This is a genomic window from Gottfriedia sp. OAE603, assembly GCF_040543965.1.
In the GTDB taxonomy this organism is placed as follows: Bacteria; Bacillota; Bacilli; order Bacillales; family Bacillaceae_G; genus Gottfriedia; species Gottfriedia solisilvae.
This window is the reverse complement of record NZ_JBEUNN010000001.1, coordinates 3,163,139-3,184,101: the sequence shown is the minus strand read 5'-3', so window position 1 is coordinate 3,184,101 and position 20,963 is coordinate 3,163,139. Positions and strand designations below refer to the sequence as shown.

Sequence of the window (20,963 nt, the reverse complement as noted above, 5' to 3'; positions counted from 1 at the left end):
GGAAATAGTAAGTTTGAGCAAATTAATAGATAGTGCTAATTCTCATATGGTATACTTACTTTAAAATTTATAACAAATTAAGTCAAACTACATAATGTATTTATGTAGAGAGGCGATAGGAGGAAATAGATATGGCAATTGTAAATGCATCAAATGCAACATTCGCAGAAGAAACAAAAGAAGGTGTAGTATTAGTTGATTTTTGGGCAACTTGGTGTGGTCCTTGTAAAATGATCGCTCCAGTTTTAGAAGAATTAGCTTCTGAATATGGTGATAAAGTTAAAATCGTTAAAGTTGATGTTGATGAAAACCAAGAAACAGCAGCTAAATTTGAAGTTATGAGTATCCCTTCATTATTCGTTCTTAAAGATGGTGAAGTAGTAGAGAAAACTTTAGGCTTCAAACCAAAAGAAGCTTTAGAAGAATTAATTACACCACACCTTGGTTAATATTAATTTGTAGGAAATGCACTCTTTTTATGAGTGCATTTCTTTTTTTTGCACAAAAATATCTGTAAGCGTTTTATTAAAAATATTTAATAATTCTCTTGTTGCGAAACAAGCTTTGTCGGTATATATTTAATAAGCATAAATAGTTAACACGCATTAAATATTTATATAAATTAACTGTTAAAGGAGGTTAAATTTTGAATAATAAGAATGAGTACATCGAGCGAATACAAATTGGCTTTCAAACTGCCGTTCATAAGATGCAACCAAAGATGACAGAGCAAATGAATAAACATAACATAACTGCTACTCAGTTTTTTGTATTAATGTATTTACGGAAAAACGAGAGCTGTAAAATTTCTGAAATTGCCGAGTATATGGGAGTGAAACCAAGCGCGGTATCATTTATGATTGATCGGTTAGAACATAGTAATTTTGTTTATCGTGAACATGATAAAAAAGACAGAAGAGTAGTAAATATTATGCTTAGTGAAGAAGGTCAAAAAAAACTTGATCTTGTTATAAAAGAAAGAAAAGCAATTTTTGAGAGTTCATTATTAACTCTTTCAGATGAGGAGCTTTTACAGTTTGCATTAATTGCTGAAAAGCTTGCCAAAGCGGTAACATCTGAAATTTAATGATAGAAAAAATTATAAAGCACAATAACCGTATTTCTACTATTAATTAGTTAAAAAATATGGGGGAGAAAGGGGCAAAATAGTTTGAGTACAAATACAGCTATTAAAAAAGATGGCAATCGAAAGTTATTGCTAATAGGGCTTATCATAGCAATGTTTTTCTCGGCATTAGATGGTACGATAGTAGGTACTGCAATGCCAAAAATCGTAGGAGACCTTGGTGGATTAAGTATGATGACGTGGCTTACTACAGCATACTTATTAACATCTACGACAGTGGTACCAATTGCAGGTAAATTAGCTGACCTTTTAGGTCGTAGAGGAGTATATATTACTGGTTTAGTCATTTTTATGGCTGCTTCAGCACTGTGTGGTATTGCAAATAATATGACAGAATTAATCATTTACCGTGGGATTCAAGGTATCGGTGGCGGTGTAATGATGCCGATGGCGATGATTGTTATCGGGGATATGTTTACAGGTAAAGAACGCGCAAAATTCCAAGGGGTATTTGGTGGGATTTATGGTTTAGCATCTGTAATTGGTCCGCAAATTGGTGGGTGGATTGTTGACTCATTAAATTGGAAATGGGTTTTCTATATTAATTTACCAGTAGGTATTATTGCAACCATCTTTATTGCTTTAGGTTTAAAAGGAAGAAAAAATACTGGTCCAATCAACTTTGATATCGCTGGTATGATTACGATGATTATTGGGGTTGTAAGTCTACTTCTTGCATTAAGTTTAGGCGGAGTAGATTATGATTGGGATTCATGGCAGATTATTGGACTATTTGCTTTAGCAGTAATTGGTATTATTAGCTTTATTATCGTTGAAAATAGAGCTGAAGAACCAATTCTTCCAATGTATCTATTTAAAAATAGAACGTTTGTTACATTAAACTTAATTGGTTTCTTTATGACGATTGCGATGTTTGGTGCTATTATGTTTGTACCATTCTTTATGCAAGGTATTGTTGGCGTGAGTGCAACGGAATCTGGTACAATCATGACGCCAATGATGGTGACAATGATTATCGCAAGTATTATTGGTGGTCAACTTGTATTTAAAGTTGGTATTAAGTCACAAATTATGACAGGGATGTTTGTCATTGCATTAGGTCTATACCTTCTAACAACTTTAGATATGGATTCAAGTAAGACGATTGCAACAATCTTTATGGGGGTAATGGGACTTGGAATTGGTCTAGTAATGCCAACGATCACATTAGCCTTACAAGAAGTATTTGACAAAAAAGAATTAGGTATCGTTACTTCTTCAAGCCAATTCTTCCGTTCAATAGGCGGAACATTTGGTGCAACTGTATTAGGTGCAGTTATGAATAGTAAATCAGGTACACTTTTAAATGATGAATTAGTACCATTTTTAAATAAATTACCAGAACAAGCAGCACCATTAGTAAATAAATTTAAAGATATGATTGATTCGAATCCTCAATCGGTGTTTACAATGTTATTTAATGAGGATGCTAAGAAATTAATTCCGAATGATTTATTACAAGGTATGCTACCAATTATTAAAACATCATTAATGGAATCTCTTCACAATGTATTCTTTGTTGGGTTAGGCTTTATAATTGTTGGAGCGATTTGTACACTTTTCATAAAACAAATTAAGCTTACTAATAAAAAAGCTGGCGATGATGAATTAAAAGAAGACGTAGAGGCTGAAACGGCTACTTCATAATATAAAAAGAAAACCTATGGGAACTTTAACGGGTTCTCTTTAGACGGACAAAATAGAAAAATCACATAGTAAATCGCACACCTATTCGGAAATTACGAGTAGGTGTTTTTTATTTTTATAAGCCTTTTCTTAAAATTATTTTATAAAAATCGCACCAATTTTTGTATAAAGTCAACAGTGTACAATAGCCATTGTACACTATTTTCTAAGTGCGATTTTTGGTGCTAAGAGTTACACTAAAAGTGTGTAAGTTTTTTAATAGAAAGTAGGGCTTAATTTTGCGATTTTTAAAACCAAAGGAAAAGAGTTTGAAAAAACAGATTGGGAAGTATCGCAAAAGACCATTATTTAATTGACAATCCAATAGGAGGGGAGAAAAAGTGGGGTTAAAAAATTTGAAACAAATGGGGACGCTATACTTTTTCTGTGGAAAAATGGGTGCAGGAAAATCAACTAAATCAAATCAATTGGCGATAGATAAACACGCGGTACTGCTGTCTGAGGATGAATGGATCTCATCACTTTATCCCAATCAGGTTGCATCATTTGAGGACTATCTAAAATTTTCAGCACAGATTAAGCCATTGGTGAAAAAGCATGTCCAAAACATATTAAGTGTCGGTACAGATGTAGTGATGGATTTTCCAGCTAACACTCAAAAATTGCGAAAGTGGTTTTTGGATATGGCGTCAGAGGTCAATGCAAGCCATCAAGTAATTTTCCTTAATTTAAATAACGAGCAATGCTTACGTCAAATTGCACAAAGACGAAACGAACAACCCGAAAGAGCTGCCTTTGACACTGAAGCGGTGTTTATTCATGTTACTAGTTTTTTTGAAGCACCAGAAGCATCTGAGGGTTTAAATATTTTAGAGCTTAGTGGAAAAGAATAATAAGGAGTTCAACACAGCGTTATAGACCCAGTAAGAACAGGTCATTAAATTATAAAAACGCAGAGGATGCTAAAACCTCTGCGTTTTTATTTGCTATGTTATTCATTTCTCTTTAGGTGAAATACCAACTGTTTTTAATGTTAAAACATATGAGATTTTAAAGGGTTTTTAATTTTTGTCCCCTATAATAGAACCCGTTATGGGAAATCATAGGTTTTTCTTTTTAAACTGCCATTGATACTTTTTGCTTTTTCTTTTTAGTCTTGCGCTTTGTATTCCTTATTATCCATGATTATGCTAGTCCTGTACTAGTTAAAATGAATAAACCAATTCCACTAATTAAACCAATAATTTTGATTTGTTGAATTTAAACCGGGTTGCATCGAAAATTTTGGTTCTTCGTGCCCCTTGTTAAAATATAATACGATTCCTGTAACTGATTTAGTTAACAAAAATACTGAAACAATTACTCCTAACCCAAAATGAACAATTCTTATTTTTTTCATATTTTTCTCCTCTAAAATTTAAAATTTATAAGAGTATAGTAAGGAGTGAAACTTAATTTTTGCTTAAAATAATAATTCAGATCATTAATATATATAAATCAATTATCTAATTTAATTATTTTCAGTTTATGACTTTGCAGATTATAATAAAGTGTACAACTCCACGAAAGGGGGTAAGACATTGGACAAACATTTAAAAGAAAAATTAGCGCTTTTACCTGATCAACCAGGTTGTTATTTAATGAAGGATGTTCAGGGAACTATCATTTATGTAGGGAAAGCAAAAATTCTAAAAAATAGGGTTAGATCATATTTTACAGGTTCTCATGATGGAAAAACGTATCGATTAGTTCAAGAAATTACCGATTTCGAATATATCGTTACATCTTCCAATATGGAAGCTCTAATTTTAGAGATGAATCTTATCAAAAAGTATGATCCGAAATATAACATCATGTTGAAGGATGATAAAACATATCCCTTCATTAAAATAACGGCTGAAAAGCATCCTCGTTTACTAATTACACGTAATGTAAAAAAAGATAAGGGGAAATATTTTGGTCCTTTTCCAAATGTAAATGCGGCGAATGAAACAAAAAAATTATTAGACCGTTTGTATCCACTTCGAAAATGTTCTACATTACCGGATAAAGTTTGTTTGTATTATCATATTGGGCAATGTCTTGCACCTTGTGTTAAAGATGTAACTGATGAACAAAATCAAGAAATTGTAAATGAAATTATTCGATTTTTAAACGGTGGAGAAGATCAAATCCGAAAAGAGCTCGAAGCGAAGATGTTGGCTGCATCAGAACAATTGGATTTTGAACGAGCGAAAGAGTTTCGAGATCAAATTGTCTCTATTGAAGCAACGATGGAAAAACAGAAGATGATGAGCAGTGATCTAGTTGATCGTGATGTATTTGGTTATGCCGTGGATAAAGGCTGGATGTGTGTACAAGTATTCTTTGTCCGTAGAGGAAAATTGATTGAAAGGGATGTATCATATTTTCCAATTTATGACGAACCTGAAGAGGCATTTTTATCTTTTGTTGGCCAATTTTATGAGAAAACACATAACATAAAGCCAAAAGAAATTTTTGTACCAGATAAAGTAGATATTGATCTCTTAAAAGAGTTATTAAATGTTCCTGTTCTCCAACCTAAAAGAGGACAGAAAAAAGAATTAGTCGTTCTAGCAAATAAAAATGCAAAAATCGGCTTACAAGAAAAATTCAAGTTGATTGAAAGAGATGAAGAGAGAACAATTAAAGCAATCGAAAAGCTTGGAGAAATATTAAATATTGAAACTCCTTATCGAATCGAAGCATTTGATAATTCTAATATTCAAGGTACCAATCCAGTTTCTGCTATGATTGTTTTTATTGATGGCAAGCCTTCTAAAAAGGATTATAGAAAATATAAAATTAAAACCGTAGTTGGACCTGATGATTATGATTCAATGCGTGAAGTGGTTAGAAGAAGATATTCAAGAGCTCTGAAAGAAAACCTTCCTCTTCCCAATCTAATTATTGTTGATGGAGGAAAAGGTCACTTATCAGCAGTTGAAGATGTATTACAAAATGAGCTAGGGTTGTATATTCCAACAGCTGGATTAATAAAAGATGAAAAACATCGTACATCTGAGTTAATAATAGGACAGCCACCTCAAATTGTTCAATTAGGCAGACAGAGTCAAGAATTCTTTTTATTACAAAGAATTCAAGATGAAGTTCATCGTTTTGCAATTGAATTTTATCGTCAACTTCACAGTAAATCGATGGTTCAGTCCGCATTAGATGGTATTACCGGAGTTGGTGGTACTAGAAAGAAAGCATTATTAAAACATTTCGGTTCTGTAAAAAAAATCAAAGAGGCAACAATAGAAGAACTGATCCAAGCAAAAATCCCAAAAAATGTAGCGGAAGAAATTTATCAGCACTTTAGAAAGTAATAGAGCATTTTTCGTCTTATTTTTTGTAAATAGCTTCTAGGAGCATAACGTCAATGTTCACGGTATGAGGAGAAAAATTCCTTGACACTATTTTCAAAATAATTTATATTAAGTTAAAAATATAATATTTTCTCTCGTAATAGAGGTGCAAAACTTAAAAGTATGCTGTCATAGACGTGTGGCGTTGTTATGGACAGCTGAAAGGAAGTTTTGCCGAAATGAAATGAATCCACAATTCTTTTCGTTGGGACTGCATTTAATAGGTGTAGTACTGTCGCATACTAAATGCGGGGAGCTATTGAAGAGATGTTGATGATTTGTCTATTTTATTACAATTTTTGTAAATTAGGCGCGTGAACATTGCTTCACGCGCTTTTTTGTATTCTTTTTTATGAAAAATAGGTGAGGATGAGTAAAAATGGGAATAATTGTTCAAAAATTTGGAGGGACTTCAGTCGGTTCAATTGAGCGTATACAGCATGTTGCTGATACAGTAACAAAAGCGTATAAAGAAGGTAACAGTGTTGTTACTGTTGTTTCAGCAATGGGACATCATACTGATGAACTAGTTAATCTTGCACAGCAAATTAGTCCACAAAATAGTAAGCGTGAAATGGATATGCTTTTAACAACTGGTGAGCAAGTCTCAATATCTTTATTAGCAATGGCAATACAGGCTAAAGGATTTAAGGCAATCTCATTAACTGGTTGGCAAGCAGGAATCCAAACAGAATCGATTCATGGAAATGCTCGTATTGAAACAATTCAAACTGATAGAATTCAACAATTGATAAATGAAGGATTTATTGTAATCGTCGCTGGTTTCCAGGGCTTAAGTAATGAAGATGAAATTACAACATTAGGTCGTGGTGGTTCTGATACTACAGCGGTAGCGTTAGCCGCAGCATTACAAGCTGAACGATGTGACATTTATACGGATGTTTTAGGTGTTTATACAACGGATCCAAGAATTGAGCCAGAAGCAACTAAATTAAGTCATGTATCATATGACGAAATGCTAGAACTAGCTGCTTTAGGTGCAGCTGTTCTACACCCAAGGGCTGTAGAATTTGCAAAAAATTATGGATTAGTTATACAAGTAAGATCAAGTCAACATGATGAAATAGGTACGTTTATTGGGGAGGAAAATCAAATGGAACAACAATCAGTCGTAAGAGGAATCGCTTTTGAATCAAATGTCACAAGAATGACTTTAAATGGTTTACATAATCAAGTCGATCTTTTACCGAATATCTTTACGATACTGGCAACAGAGGGAATTGACGTAGACATTATTATTCAAAGTGTGACTTCAGATAATTTAGTCAATCTTTCATTCTCTATTAAATCAGAAAATATGTTAGAAACAATCACAATTCTTGAATCTAAAAAAGAATATTTAGGATATGTTTCATTTGATTTTGAAAGCGAGCTTGCGAAAGTTTCGATTGTTGGAAGTGGAATGGTTTCAAATCCTGGCGTTGCTGCAAATATGTTTAAATTTTTAGCAGAAGCTAGTATCCCAGTTAAAATGGTAAGCACGTCTGAAATTAAAGTATCAACAGTAATTCCAAAGTCGCAATTACAAAATGCGGTTCATGCTCTGCACAAAGGGTATGAGTTAGATCGCGTTCAAGAAGAAGTAGTTGTAGAAGGATAATAATCAAAACCCCTTTAGTCACAAATTTCCTTTCAATAGGAACTTGATGATTAAAGGGGTTTTTAACATTTTAGCGAAATATTACCATATAATAGAAGTAGTAATTGATAATGGAGGTTTTCATTTGATAAATGCAGGGATTGCTTATGGAGATATTGTCTTTCAATTAATATTATTAATCCTTCTCATTCTATTATTCGTTTTTATTAGTTTATTTCTCATGAATTACATTATTAAAGGTGTTAAGAAAAATAAACAACTAGATGAAATGAATCGTAAATTAGATGAACTAATAAAGAAAAGTGATAAAGAAAATATGAAATAAGCCTGATCAATTAGATGAACAGGCTTATTTTTATTTTTTTATAACTGGATCTTTTAGATCCCATTTTACTTGGAATTTTACTTTATCAGAACGTTTACTTTGCTCTTCGTATGTTTCTGCAATTACATCAATTTGTTGTTGGATTTGCATTGCCAAAAAGCCTGCCTCTAATTGATAAGATACATCTTTTTTATGTTGATTTCTGTATGTAACTAGTTCAGAAGTTAAAACAAAATGAACTTCTTGTTTTTTTTCATCTACAACCGTTAAAGTTCCCCAACCAGCTGATTCAAAAAATCCGATGATTTCTTCAAATGTTGCTAATGGATATTTTCTAGCAATCATTTTTCCCGCCCAATATAATATATCATGTTGCTCTTTACCTAGTAATTCTGAAAGTAAATCATTTCGTAAGAGTTCGTAGCCAAAACCAGAAATATTCCCTGGTGTTTTTAAAATATCATTGCCGTTCATCATGGTCGAATAGCTCTCCCTTTCCTTAAAAACATGTTTTTATTATATACAATAAACAATAATAAAAACAATAATTGAAAGCCTTAATATTTGTAGATTTACCAATATTATTGAGAAGTTTTTTCAGTAAAGAAAAATGTACGCGTTTTCTTGACCTGTAATATTAACAGGAGTAAAATGAACTTTAGATAAATCTCATAAAAATTTAGATTTTTATGGAAATTACATTATTTTCTATTTTTCTAGAATAATAGAAGCAGGTAATTTTATTTTCATGTTCACAAACTAAAGGGGGCAGGGTTTTACATGAGCAACAAGAATGGCCAGGAGTTTTTCCTTAGAAAACTTCATTCATTGTTAGGAGTAATTCCAGTAGGAATATTCTTAATGCAGCACTTAGTTGTCAATCATTTTGCAACAAAGGGAGCAGAATCATTTAACAAAGCTGCTGAATTTATGGCGAATTTACCATTCCGCTATTTATTAGAAATTTTTATTATCTTATTACCGATCTTATACCATGCGATTTATGGACTATACATTGCTTTTACAGGCACTAGCAATGTGAAAAATTATGGTTATTTACGAAACTGGTTATACTTATTCCAACGTATTTCTGGAGTTATTACTTTAATCTTTATAACTTGGCATGTGTGGCAAACTCGTATTGCGGCTCAATTAGGTGCAGATGTAAATTATGATATGATGGCTGATATTTTTAGCTCAAAATTCATGATCGCGTTCTATATTGTAGGTGTTATTTCAACTATTTTCCACTTTGCTAATGGATTATGGTCATTCTTCATTTCTTGGGGAATTACTGTCACACCTAAATCGCAACGTATTTCGACATATGTTACTTTAGGAATTTTCGTTGCTCTATCAATCGTTGGATTACGTGCGATTTTTGCATTCATTGATCCGCAGCTAGCAAACATGTAAGGAGAGAGAGACATGAGTGGAAAAGTAATTATAGTTGGCGGTGGATTAGCTGGATTAATGGCTACTATTAAAGCCGCTGAAGCTGGTACAAAAGTTGATTTATTCTCATTAGTTCCTGTTAAACGTTCACATTCAGTATGTGCACAAGGTGGAATTAATGGTGCAGTTAATACAAAAGGTGAAGGTGACTCTCCATGGGAGCACTTTGATGATACAATTTATGGTGGAGATTTCTTAGCAAACCAACCACCAGTTCAAGCAATGGCAGAAGCAGCACCTGGAATTATCCACATGATGGACCGTATGGGTGTAATGTTTAACCGTACGCCAGAAGGACTGTTAGATTTCCGTCGTTTTGGTGGAACTCAGCATCACCGTACAGCATTTGCTGGTGCAACAACTGGCCAACAATTGTTGTACGCATTAGATGAGCAAGTTCGTCGCTATGAATCAGAAGGTCTTGTTCAAAAGTTTGAAGGTTGGGAATTTTTAAGAGTAATCGTTGACGATGAAGGCGTTTGTCGTGGTATCGTAGGACAAAACTTATCATCAATGGAAATTGTAAGCTTTCCTGCTGACGCAGTTATTATGGCTACAGGTGGACCTGGAATTATCTTTGGTAAATCAACAAACTCAATTATCAATACAGGTTCAGCAGCAGCAGCAGTTTACCGTCAAGGTGCAACATACTCTAATGGTGAATTTATTCAAATCCACCCTACTGCCATCCCAGGTGATGACAAAAACCGCTTAATGAGTGAAAGTGCTCGTGGTGAAGGTGGACGAGTTTGGACATATAAAGATGGAAAGCCATGGTATTTCCTAGAAGAGAAATATCCTGCATATGGAAACCTTGTACCAAGGGATATTGCTACACGTGAAATTTTCTCTGTATGCGTTGACCAAAAACTTGGTATCAATGGAGAAAACATGGTGTACCTAGATCTTTCTCATAAGGATCCAAAAGAGCTAGATATTAAACTTGGTGGAATCATTGAGATTTATGAGAAATTTACTGGTGATGATCCGAAAAAGGTTCCAATGAAAATTTTCCCTGCGGTTCACTATTCAATGGGTGGCTTATGGGTTGATTATGATCAAATGACTACTATTCCAGGATTATTTGCTGCAGGTGAGTGTGATTATTCAATGCACGGTGCAAACCGTTTAGGTGCTAACTCACTATTATCAGCAATTTACGGTGGGATGGTTGCTGGACCAAATGCAGTTAGATATGTAAATGGTTTGGCTAAATCTGCTGATGATGTTTCTTCTTCAGTATTTGATCGTAATGTTGCTGAAGAAAATGAAAAAATGAATCGTATCCTTTCTATGGATGGAACTGAGAATGCATACCTACTTCATAAAGAGCTTGGAGAATGGATGACTGATAATGTTACAGTAGTTCGATTCAATGATAGACTCTTAAAAACTGATGATAAAATTCAAGAGCTTCTTGAGCGTTATCAAAATATCAACATTAATGATACTGCTAAATGGAGTAATCAAGGTGCTACGTTTACACGTCAACTTGAGAACATGCTTCACTTATCACGTGTTATTACATTAGGTGCTTACCACCGAAATGAAAGTCGTGGAGCACACTATAAACCAGAATTCCCAGAACGTAACGATGAAGAATTCTTAAAAACAACTATGGCAAAATTCGATGAAAAGTTAAAAACACCGATTTTCCATTATGAAGAAGTTGATACTTCATTAATCCAACCAAGAAAACGTGACTATTCTAAGAAGAAAGGGGATAAACAAAATGCATAATGGGACAATGACAGCTGAAAAGACGATTACATTTATTGTAAAGCGTCAAGATTCACCAAATTCAACACCTTATGAAGAAACTTTTCACATCCCTTATCGTCCGAATATGAACGTAATCTCGGCTTTAATGGAAATTCGTAAAAACCCTAAAAATGCTAAAGGTCAAGATACTACAGCGATCACTTGGGACATGAACTGTCTTGAGGAAGTATGTGGTGCATGTTCGATGGTTATCAATGGGGAAACCACGCCAGTCATGTACAGCGTTAGTTGACCAATTAGAGCAACCAATTCGCCTTGAGCCAATGAGCACGTTCCCAGTAGTACGTGACTTACAAGTTGACCGTAGCCGTATGTTTGACTCTTTAAAACGTGTTAAAGCTTGGATTCCGATTGATGGAACACATGATTTAGGACCAGGACCAAGAATGCCAGAAAAGAAACGTCAATGGGCATATGAGTTATCAAAATGTATGACTTGTGGCGTTTGTTTAGAAGCTTGTCCAAACGTTAATAGTAAATCTAACTTTATTGGACCAGCACCACTTTCACAAGTTCGTTTATTTAATGCTCATCCGACAGGTGAAATGAATAAAGAAGAACGTTTACATGCGATTATGGGCGATGGTGGACTTGCAAACTGTGGTAACTCACAAAACTGCGTTCAATCTTGTCCAAAAGGAATTCCATTAACAACTTCAATTGCAGCATTAAACCGTGCTACAACAATCCAATCTTTCAAAGATTTCTTTGGTAGCGACGAAATTTAATAAATTAAAAGACATGTCCAATTGTGGGCATGTCTTTTTTTGATCATTTCTTCTTAAAGATTATTGATTATAGAATTAAAAATATTTGAACAGAAGTTGATCCCAACTAAACTTCGCACTTTTGTAGGAAGTATTGGAAGACGACTCTGCAGACAAGTTAGCTAAGTATGTTACATCTATGACGTCTTGTCATAAGGCATGCATAGCCTCATCAATAGTTTCTCAAAAGGATTAAGCTCACGTACAACTTAGTTTTAACATAATGGAGTTGTCATCAAAATTAGGTATACTAAAATAGAAACAGTGTATACGAAATCAACCTTTCATAAAATCGATTACGACTTGATTCGTAAAGTAATAAGTTATTATCTTAAAAAAGAAATTCAACTATAAATAATCGCATCCAAGGTTACATAAAAATGAGTGAATATTCATTCTTTTTTTAAAGAAACATATGTATAATAGAATTAATATACTAGGGAGTGATCGTATGGGGAAAATGAGTTATATTTCAAACTTTGAGGAATGGAAGGCAAGTTTTTCTTTTAATATAACTATTAAAGTGCGTTTCAATGAAACAGATATGTTTGGGCATATGAATAATACTGTGCCTTTTACTTATTTTGAAGAAGCTCGTATTGAATACTTAAAACATTTAGGTTTTATGCAAGAATGGGTTTCTATTGATAGTGAAGTAATTCCAGTTGTAGCAGATTTACAATGTGACTTTTTACAACAAGTGTATTTTGATGATAGAATCGATGTTTTTGTAAAAGTTAATAGTATTGGGAATTCATCAATCGATGTGCATTATATGGGAGTTAATGAAAAAGGAATGGTGTGCTTTACAGGGCGAAATTCACTCGTAAATCTTAATCGCGCAACTGGAAGAAGTGAAAAATGGAAAACTGAATGGAAAGATAAATTAGAAAATGAGTTAAATATTGTTCAAAAGGTTTAAACTAGGTAATAATGTCACATACTTTATAAAAGTTGAATAGAATAATATAACATTTTGACTATTCTCAGGGATGAGTACTTGAAGTATTCAATAACTTTTTATATAATACTTTTATATGAATAATTAATAAGCTTTGATCAAGGACACGAGCTTTCAAAACGATAGTAAGAGAGGAATTCAAATGGTGCGAGAATTCTCTATACGTTGAATGACTTACCACCTTGTAGCTATAGTGGGGAACGTATGTAATATACAATTAACTGCTATCGGTGTAGACCGTTAAAACATTGAGAGTAATGTATAGCTTTTTTAGTGTACAACAAATTAGGGTGGAACCACGAGCACATTCGTCCCTACGAGTGTGCTCTTTTTTATTTGCAAAAATTTATTATTAAAAGGAGTGAACTAAATGATTTCAGTTAAATTACCAGATGGATCAATTCGCGAGGTGGAGCAAAACACAACAGTAGAAGATTTCGCTGGTTTAATCTCCATTAGCTTAAAGAAAAAAGCACTTGGTGGAAAAATAAATGGAAAATTAGTTGATTTAAATACACAAATTACAGAAGAATGTGAAGTACAAATCATCACTCAAGATGATCAAGAAGGATTAGAAATGATGCGTCATAGTTCAGCGCACATTTTAGCTCAAGCAGTTAAACGTCTATACAAAGACCAAAAAACTGCATTTGGTGTGGGACCAGTAACAACAGATGGTTTCTATTATGACATCGATCTTCCTGTTTCAATTAAAGTAGAAGACCTTCCGAAAATTGAAAAAGAAATGGAAAAAATTATTAAAGAAAATTTACCAATCACTCGTTCAGAAGTTAGTCGTGAAGAAGCGATTAAATTCTTCACTGAATTAGATGATGAGTTTAAGTTAGAATTAATCCGCGACTTACCAGAAGACGCTGTCATTTCAATGTATACTCAAGGTGAATTCGTTGATTTATGTCGTGGACCACACGTACCTTCAACAGGTCGTGTAAAAGCAATTAAATTATTATCAGTTGCAGGTGCATATTGGAGAGGCGATGCAAACAATAAAATGCTTCAACGTGTGTATGGTACTGCATTCCAAAGTAAAAAAGAATTAGAAGAGCACTTACATTTATTAGAAGAAGCTAAAAAGCGTGATCACCGTAAATTAGGTAAAGAGCTTGAGTTATTCATGTTCTCAGAAGAAGCGCCTGGTATGCCATTCTTCTTGCCAAAAGGTACAATTATTCGTAATGAATTAGAGCAATATGAGCGTGGTCTTCAAACTCGTAAAGATTACCAAGAAGTTCGTACACCGTTTATCATGAACCAACGTTTATGGGAGCAATCAGGTCACTGGCACCACTACCATGAAAACATGTACTTTACAGAAGTAGATGAAACAAATTTCGCATTAAAACCGATGAACTGCCCTGGTCACATGTTAATTTATAAAAATAAATTACATTCATATCGTGACTTACCAATCCGTATGTGTGAAAACGGTCAAGTACACCGTCATGAATTCTCTGGTGCATTAAATGGGATGATGCGTGTTCGTACATTTACTCAAGATGATGCACATATCTTCTGTCGTCCAGACCAAATTGAAGGCGAAATTATTGAAGTAATTAACTTAATTAAAGAAATCTATGGCGTATTTGGATTTACTTATAAAGTAGAATTATCAACTCGTCCAGAAGATTCAATGGGATCTGAAGAATTATGGAACTCTGCTGAACAAGCATTAGAAAACGTTCTGAAATCAGAAAACCTTGATTTTAAATTAAATCCAGGTGATGGCGCATTCTATGGTCCAAAAATTGATTTCCACATTCAAGATGCATTAAAACGTAGCTGGCAATGTGCAACAATTCAATTAGATTTCCAAATGCCAGAAAAATTCGATTTAACTTATGTTAATGAAGATAATCAAAAAGAACGACCAGTTGTTATCCACCGTGCAATCTATGGATCAATCGATCGTTTCTTAGGAATCTTAACTGAGCACTTTGCTGGGGCATTCCCATTATGGTTAGCACCAGTTCAAGTTGCAGTATTACCTATTTCAAGTGTGCACAATGATTATGCACAAAAGCTTACTGATCAATTAAAAGATGCAGGAATTCGCGTTGAGGCAGACTTACGCGGAGAGAAAATTGGTTACAAAATCCGTGAAGCACAGCTACGTAAACTACCTTACATGTTAGTTGTTGGAGACCAAGAAGTTGAAAACAATGCTGTAGCGATTCGTAAACGTGGCGAGGGTGATATTGGAACTCAATCATTTGACGCATTCTTAGAAATGGTTAAGCAACAAAAACAAGATAAAGTTTTATTTTAATATAAAAAGGTCCTCTATCGCTAGGTAGAGGATTTTTTATATTGAAATACTGAAATGTAATTCACTCTCAATCCAAATTGAATTTTGCCATGAAATTATTTTCTGGGAAATATGGCGAAATTTGTAATCTTTAAGAATTTATATAGGAAATTATATAAAATTGTAGAATTCAATGAAGATGGCTAATTCAAATTGGTTATTTAGATTACTAGAAATACATAGATATGATAGAGGTGATTTGGTTGGAAAATCAAAATGAGGAACTTCAAAAGAAGGTTGAAAAACTTGAATTTGAAGTGAGTGAGATGAAGAAAAAACTTGATTTTCTACTCACTAGAGAAACAGTTTTGAAACAGAATGGAGTTCAACAAAAAGAAAAAATCAGTATAACTCCAACAAAACCAGTTCAAAAAGTAGTGAAACAAAATACAACGACTCCTAAAGAAAAAATTGATTTTGAAGCACTTATTTTTCAAAAGTGGTTACCTAGATTTTTTATCTTTATTTTTATTATTGGAATTATGTGGGGATTTAAAGCAGCATCCGATTATGGTGTTTTAAATGAGTACGCCAAAGTTGGCATAGGATTTGCCTTTGCAATTCTTTTATTTTGGTATGGAAATAGACAAGTGCAAGCAAAGCGAGCTACACTTGGGCAAACATTATTAGGTGGGATTTTGCCAGTGTTGTTCTTAACAACTTTTGCAATGCATCATTTATATAATATGATTGGTTCAAATGTTGCATTTTTACTCCAGGTTATATGGGTCGGAGTAGGCTTTTATTTCATGAATAAATATAAATCTGAATCGATTGGCTTAATTAGTATCATTGGAGCCGTTTTGATCCCATTCTTAATAAAAAGCGCAGCGCCTAATTATTTATTTTTTGCGTTTTATGAAACATCAATATACTTGTTATTTATGTTTTATGCTGCATTTAAAAAATATAAATACTTATATTCGACTTCAGCTATATTATTGAACTTAGTTTATATAGTGGTTGGACTTTTAAATTTTAATCTTAAAGGTTTTGAATACTTTGCCTTTAGTATTATCATTCAACATTTCGGATTACTTATTATTTTGTTAATCTCAAAGTTTTCTATGAAAAAGCAAATTTTGATGCTTCATACCAGCTTTATTATCACGATTGGTTGGGTTTTCAGTGGCTATGAAGATAACACAAGAACGGTTATTCTCATCCTTCTTTGTGTTTCATATTTATTCCTAAGTAATTTATATAAAAAGCAATCAGACTTGTTCTTTGCATTTTCAACAAACTTTCTACTAGCTTTTTCATTCTTATGTTTAGATAGTGTGACTGTTCACTTGCTTAACACTGTGTTAATCATTCAAGCGATATTAACGTATTTGTTTTATATAAGATATAGAGACTTTTTTAAACTAATTATTGCTTTTTTAACAATCATTCCAGTTGGTATTAGGATTGTATCAGAACCGATTTTTTCTTTAATTTCATTTACTTCTATGGATTGGATTGTTTTCATAATCGCTACAATCACGATTGCAATATTAGCTTATAAAAATGAGAAAGAGAAACAGGTTATATTGGTGAGTAGTTCATTAGTGATTACACTATTATTAATTGCTTACATCACTCAAGCTGTACAAATTTTGACTACAGATTTCTCTGATAATGTTATTAGTCTTACAATTAATCTAAGTTGGATCATTATTTCAATTATTGCGATGGTACTTGGCAGTTTGAAGAAGTTTAAAGTATGGACCTATATAGGGGTTGGTTTGTTATTACTAACTTTATGCAAGCTTGTTTTAGTTGATTTACCGAATATTACATTGTTAGTAAGGGCGGGTCTATTTATATTACTCGGTTTAATTGGTTTGATTATTTCAAGAATATTTTTTAAAGGGAAGTAGAGGACAGGTGAATAGGAATGATCATTACTCAAACTGAAAATCTATTATTAGTAAAATTTACTGCTGGAGCAATGTTAGATGTTTTAAACGGGGAACAATCGTTAGAATATGAAAATATGACATTTAGTTTTGCTAAAGGATGGCCAATTAACGCGTACAAAAATTTGTTTCCGTATAAAATTTCTCGTTTTCAAAAACATCCGGAAGAGGAAGAATTTGAAGGAGTCATTATTCATAAAAAAGACAAAATTATTATAGGTGATATGGGATTTAAAGGCGGACCAGATGTACATGGAATAATGGAGATAGGTTACAGTATGGCACCTGATTATCAAGGGAAAGGCTATACCACTGAAATGGCTAAAGCATTTTGTCATTGGGGAATGCAAAGAGAAAATGTAGAAAAAATAATTGCAACATGTTCAATCTATAATTATGCTTCCATTAGAGTATTAGAGAAAATAGGAATGAAAAAAATGTATGAAGAATTAGAAAAATATTATTGGGAATTACCTATCGAATAATTTAGGTCTAAAGGTGGGCTTTGTCTGACAACTAGAAAATCATCGGTCGTATTTTTAGTCATTACGAAAGAAGATTTTGGCAGATTTGTATTATATGATATTCTCATCAGTAGTCTCGTTTTTGGTTGTATTAAAAAAACATTTTCAAGTGATTTGTTAGCAATATTTGGTAGTTTTATCGTTCCAACAGCGCTAAAGAAAACTGCCTTACTGATTAGAAGTTAGAATGAATTCTCGAAAAGAAAACTTCTTTTCAGACTGTATGAATCTCTTAGTTTTAATACTTGTGTCTATAAACTTAAAAGGATGCTCAAAATGAGAGCATCCTTTTATTTATCCTTCTAGACTCATTGAAGGTCCAAAAAATTCAAAGTGAATATTAGTTTCTGGAACATTTAATTGTTTTAAGTTTGATACAACTGCTTTTAAAAATGGTACTGGGCCACATACATAATAATGTGCATCTACAACTTGTATATTAGATGTTAACCATGCAACATCAATATAGCCTTGCTTTTTAAAGTACGGATTTTTCATATCTTCCTCTGATGGATTTTCATAAATAAATGATAAAGAATAGTCATTTATTTGTTCAGATAATGAAATTAATTCATTTTTGAATGGTTGAAGCTTAGCAGTTCTTGCAGCGCATATCATTTCTACTTTACGATTAGGCTGAGTATTGGCAATTTGTTTTGCCATACTTATTAAAGGTGTAATACCAACCCCGCCACTAATAAACACAACAGGTGATTCAAGATTAGTGTTTAAAGTGAAATCTCCAGCTGGAGCTGTTAATTCTAATGAATCACCAATATTAATCAAGTTGTGAAGATAGTTTGAAAAAACGCCTTCTGGTTGTTGCTCTTCAGCTTCTCGTTTTACGGAAATTCTATAGTATTCTTTGCCAGGTATATCAGACAAACTATATTGTCTGTTTAATAAATATTTTTGACCATCCACTTTTGCTCGCACAGTAATATATTGACCTGGTAAAAATGTTGGTAGAACAGAGTGATCTTTAGGAAGTAAGTAGAAAGATGTAATTACATCGCTTTCTTTAACTTTATCAATGACCTTGAATTCTTTAAAGTCACTCCATCCACCTTCTTGTGAAGATGAGTCATTATACATTTCTTTTTCGATATCAATAAATACTTGTGCAATAATACCATAGCTTTTTGCCCAAGCAGTAAGAATTTCATCGGTTGCAGCATCACCTAATACTTCTTTAATCGCGCCTAGTAAATGTTCACCAACGATTGGGTAGTGCTCAGGTTTTACTAACAGACTGCGATGTTTTTGAGCAATTTGTTTTACGACTGGAAGAATTGTTTCTAACTTATCAATATTTTTAGCCGCTGCTAGTACTGTGTTAGCAAGCGCTGTTTGTTGTCTACCTTGTTGTTGATTTGTATGATTGAATATATTCAATAATTCAGGATGATTTGTAAACAGGTTTTTATAAAAAACTGATGTAATCTCAAGCCCTTTTACTTCTAAAACTGGGATTGTTGATTTAATGATGTCAATAGATTTTTGAGAAAGCATGTTATACCCCTTCTTTTCTTTAAAGTAGTATTTATAATACATCTTTATAGTAGCCCCACCTACTCGTTAAAGCAATATGTAAAATACATCTTTTTAGTCTCAATTTATAAAAGTTTAAAAAATGTTCACAATTATGCTATGATTAATCAAAATAAATGAGTGAGGGGAATTTATGCGGTTAACCAATTATTCGGATTACTCTCTTCGGGTTTTAATATACCTGTCCACTGAACCAAATGAAAAACTGGTAAATATAAAGGATATTGCCGAGGCGTATGATATTTCAAAAAATCATCTAATGAAAATAATCTATAATTTAGGGAAGATGGGTTATATTGAAACAATTCGAGGACGGAATGGTGGAATCCGACTTGCAAAACGACCATCGGACATAAATATAGGTGAATTAATTCGAAAGACAGAAGAGGACTTTCATATTGTTGAATGTTTCGAGGATAACAATAACTGTGTCATAACACCTGTTTGTTCTTTAAAGCATATATTTAATAAAGCATTAAATCAGTTTTTACAAGTATTAGACGAATATACCCTTGAAGATATTGTACAAAATAATTTTATGCTAAAAGAATATTTTGACTTAAATAAAAAATAAAAACACTCGAGCAAAAAATGCTTGAGTGTTTTAAAGTTTAATTTGTATTATATGTTCCAATGGTTCTTGGAATATTGAAGAAGCTATTTTGCGAAATGCCACGGGATTTCCAGTGGTAAAAAAGGAGTGTGAAACAGACTTCTTGGTTGATAATAAATTTTGCTGGTCCAGTATTGCACTAACCTCCAAAGCTGTTTGATCACCTGAACTGATTAACTTGATCTGAGAGCCAATTACTTCTTGAATAATGGAACTCAATAGAGGATAGTGAGTGCAACCTAGTATTAAGGTGTCAATGCTCGATTCTTTTAATGGACTCAAAGCCTCTTGAATAAGATCAAAAATATCTGGTTGAATGTATCTACCACTTTCAACTATTCCAGCAAATTCTGGACAGGCTAATTCTATTATTTCGACTGATCGATTAATCCTCTTTAGTGCGTGTTTGTATGCGTGGCTATGAATAGTAGCATTTGTACCAATTACTCCGATCTGATTATTTTTCGTGAGCTTTATTGCCGCTCTTGCTCCTGGATGAACGACCCCGATTACAGGAATCGGCAATTTTTCGCGCATTTCCTGTAAAACGATAGAAGTTGAAGTATTGCATGCAATGACCAACATTTTAATATCTTTGTCTAGGAGAAAGTTTGTCATTTCCCAAGTAAACTGTCTAATTTCATCATATGAACGTGAGCCATATGGGCATCTAAGTGTGTCACCTACATAATAAATTTCTTCGTTCGGTAGCTGCCTGATCATTTGTTTTGCAACTGTTAAGCCTCCAACGCCTGAGTCAATCACACCAATTGGCTTATTCATCTAGTCCACTCGCCTTCGTTATATTTATAAGCTCCCACAAACTCCCACAAACTTTTAAACCTTGTTGATCTATTATATTCATAGTGTTCATGGTGCAATTTCTGCTCTATCTTTTTCAAGAAATGAAGTTTTCTATATATACAGATTATTAAAATATTAAATTTATGT

The 20,963-nt window shown here is 33.2% G+C and carries 18 protein-coding genes, 1 pseudogene and 1 riboswitch; of the genes and pseudogenes, 15 read left to right on the top strand and 4 right to left on the bottom strand.

All coding sequences use genetic code 11. The annotated features are described in order from the left end of the window. Nucleotides 1-131: 131 nt before the first annotated feature. The 4 genes from trxA to ABID96_RS16270 all read left to right on the top strand — a co-directional run bounded on the left by trxA (nt 132) and on the right by ABID96_RS16270 (nt 3,687). The gene (gene trxA, locus ABID96_RS16285) at nt 132-449 is read left to right on the top strand and encodes a thioredoxin (RefSeq protein WP_088003600.1); all 318 of its coding nucleotides are present in this window, start codon (nt 132-134) and stop codon (nt 447-449) included. Between the two features lie 197 nt (nt 450-646). Then, on the top strand, nt 647-1,087 hold the full coding sequence (locus tag ABID96_RS16280) for a MarR family winged helix-turn-helix transcriptional regulator (RefSeq protein WP_377896951.1): 441 nt from the start codon (nt 647-649) through the stop codon (nt 1,085-1,087). A 153-nt stretch (nt 1,088-1,240) separates the two neighbouring features. Further along, complete coding sequence (locus ABID96_RS16275) at nt 1,241-2,794, top strand: MDR family MFS transporter (RefSeq protein ID WP_192603171.1); 1,554 nt, start codon at nt 1,241-1,243, stop codon at nt 2,792-2,794. A gap of 395 nt (nt 2,795-3,189) precedes the next feature. Continuing rightward, entirely contained in the window at nt 3,190-3,687 is a 498-nt protein-coding gene (locus ABID96_RS16270) for a P-loop nucleotide/nucleoside kinase family protein (protein ID WP_192603170.1), read from the top strand. A gap of 335 nt (nt 3,688-4,022) precedes the next feature. Here ABID96_RS16270 and ABID96_RS16265 read toward each other — a convergent pair whose 3' ends face one another. Continuing rightward, nucleotides 4,023-4,193, bottom strand: coding sequence for a hypothetical protein (locus ABID96_RS16265; RefSeq protein ID WP_192602919.1), 171 nt, complete (start codon nt 4,191-4,193; stop codon nt 4,023-4,025). A 181-nt stretch (nt 4,194-4,374) separates the two neighbouring features. Between ABID96_RS16265 and uvrC the strand changes: the two genes are divergently transcribed. From uvrC to ABID96_RS16250, 3 genes are all read left to right on the top strand, one after another. Further along, nucleotides 4,375-6,147, top strand: coding sequence for an excinuclease ABC subunit UvrC (gene uvrC, locus ABID96_RS16260; RefSeq protein WP_192602918.1), 1,773 nt, complete (start codon nt 4,375-4,377; stop codon nt 6,145-6,147). 132 nt (nt 6,148-6,279) lie between these two features. Next, nucleotides 6,280-6,453: riboswitch (Lysine riboswitch) on the top strand. A 112-nt stretch (nt 6,454-6,565) separates the two neighbouring features. Next, a complete protein-coding gene (locus ABID96_RS16255) occupies nt 6,566-7,807 on the top strand; it encodes an aspartate kinase (protein ID WP_192602917.1) in 1,242 nt (413 codons plus the stop codon). A 124-nt stretch (nt 7,808-7,931) separates the two neighbouring features. Then, complete coding sequence (locus ABID96_RS16250) at nt 7,932-8,132, top strand: DUF4083 family protein (RefSeq protein ID WP_192602916.1); 201 nt, start codon at nt 7,932-7,934, stop codon at nt 8,130-8,132. Nucleotides 8,133-8,162: 30 nt separating this feature from the next. On the opposite strand, the gene ABID96_RS16245 is transcribed toward ABID96_RS16250, so the two are convergent. Next, the gene (locus tag ABID96_RS16245) at nt 8,163-8,609 is read right to left on the bottom strand and encodes a YslB family protein (RefSeq protein WP_377896950.1); all 447 of its coding nucleotides are present in this window, start codon (nt 8,607-8,609) and stop codon (nt 8,163-8,165) included. A 303-nt stretch (nt 8,610-8,912) separates the two neighbouring features. Here ABID96_RS16245 and ABID96_RS16240 point away from each other — a divergent pair, with 303 nt between their 5' ends. The 7 genes and pseudogenes from ABID96_RS16240 to ABID96_RS16210 all read left to right on the top strand — a co-directional run bounded on the left by ABID96_RS16240 (nt 8,913) and on the right by ABID96_RS16210 (nt 17,809). Then, nucleotides 8,913-9,548: a succinate dehydrogenase cytochrome b558 subunit gene (locus tag ABID96_RS16240; RefSeq protein WP_088003615.1), complete on the top strand. Its 636-nt coding sequence runs from the start codon at nt 8,913-8,915 to the stop codon at nt 9,546-9,548. A gap of 12 nt (nt 9,549-9,560) precedes the next feature. Then, on the top strand, nt 9,561-11,327 hold the full coding sequence (gene sdhA, locus ABID96_RS16235; RefSeq protein ID WP_192602915.1) for a succinate dehydrogenase flavoprotein subunit: 1,767 nt from the start codon (nt 9,561-9,563) through the stop codon (nt 11,325-11,327). 7 nt (nt 11,328-11,334) lie between these two features. After that, nucleotides 11,335-12,097, top strand: a pseudogene (sdhB, locus tag ABID96_RS16230) (succinate dehydrogenase iron-sulfur subunit). A gap of 490 nt (nt 12,098-12,587) precedes the next feature. Then, nucleotides 12,588-13,058: an acyl-CoA thioesterase gene (locus ABID96_RS16225; protein WP_192602914.1), complete on the top strand. Its 471-nt coding sequence runs from the start codon at nt 12,588-12,590 to the stop codon at nt 13,056-13,058. A gap of 409 nt (nt 13,059-13,467) precedes the next feature. Beyond that, nucleotides 13,468-15,384, top strand: a complete 1,917-nt coding sequence (gene thrS, locus ABID96_RS16220) for a threonine--tRNA ligase (protein WP_192602913.1) — start codon at nt 13,468-13,470, stop codon at nt 15,382-15,384. Between the two features lie 242 nt (nt 15,385-15,626). Further along, nucleotides 15,627-17,285: a DUF2339 domain-containing protein gene (locus ABID96_RS16215; protein WP_377896949.1), complete on the top strand. Its 1,659-nt coding sequence runs from the start codon at nt 15,627-15,629 to the stop codon at nt 17,283-17,285. A 17-nt stretch (nt 17,286-17,302) separates the two neighbouring features. Continuing rightward, entirely contained in the window at nt 17,303-17,809 is a 507-nt protein-coding gene (locus ABID96_RS16210) for a GNAT family N-acetyltransferase (RefSeq protein WP_192602912.1), read from the top strand. Nucleotides 17,810-18,142: 333 nt separating this feature from the next. Here the strand turns inward: ABID96_RS16210 and hmpA are convergent, their stop codons facing one another. Beyond that, nucleotides 18,143-19,360 carry an NO-inducible flavohemoprotein gene (gene hmpA / locus ABID96_RS16205; protein ID WP_192602911.1) on the bottom strand — a complete coding sequence of 406 codons (1,218 nt, stop codon included), beginning with the start codon at nt 19,358-19,360 and terminating at the stop codon, nt 18,143-18,145. 172 nt (nt 19,361-19,532) lie between these two features. Between hmpA and ABID96_RS16200 the strand changes: the two genes are divergently transcribed. Continuing rightward, on the top strand, nt 19,533-19,973 hold the full coding sequence (locus tag ABID96_RS16200) for an RrF2 family transcriptional regulator (protein ID WP_192602910.1): 441 nt from the start codon (nt 19,533-19,535) through the stop codon (nt 19,971-19,973). 30 nt (nt 19,974-20,003) lie between these two features. Here the strand turns inward: ABID96_RS16200 and racE are convergent, their stop codons facing one another. After that, on the bottom strand, nt 20,004-20,795 hold the full coding sequence (gene racE / locus ABID96_RS16195) for a glutamate racemase (RefSeq protein ID WP_192602909.1): 792 nt from the start codon (nt 20,793-20,795) through the stop codon (nt 20,004-20,006). Between the last annotated feature and the right edge of the window lie 168 nt (nt 20,796-20,963).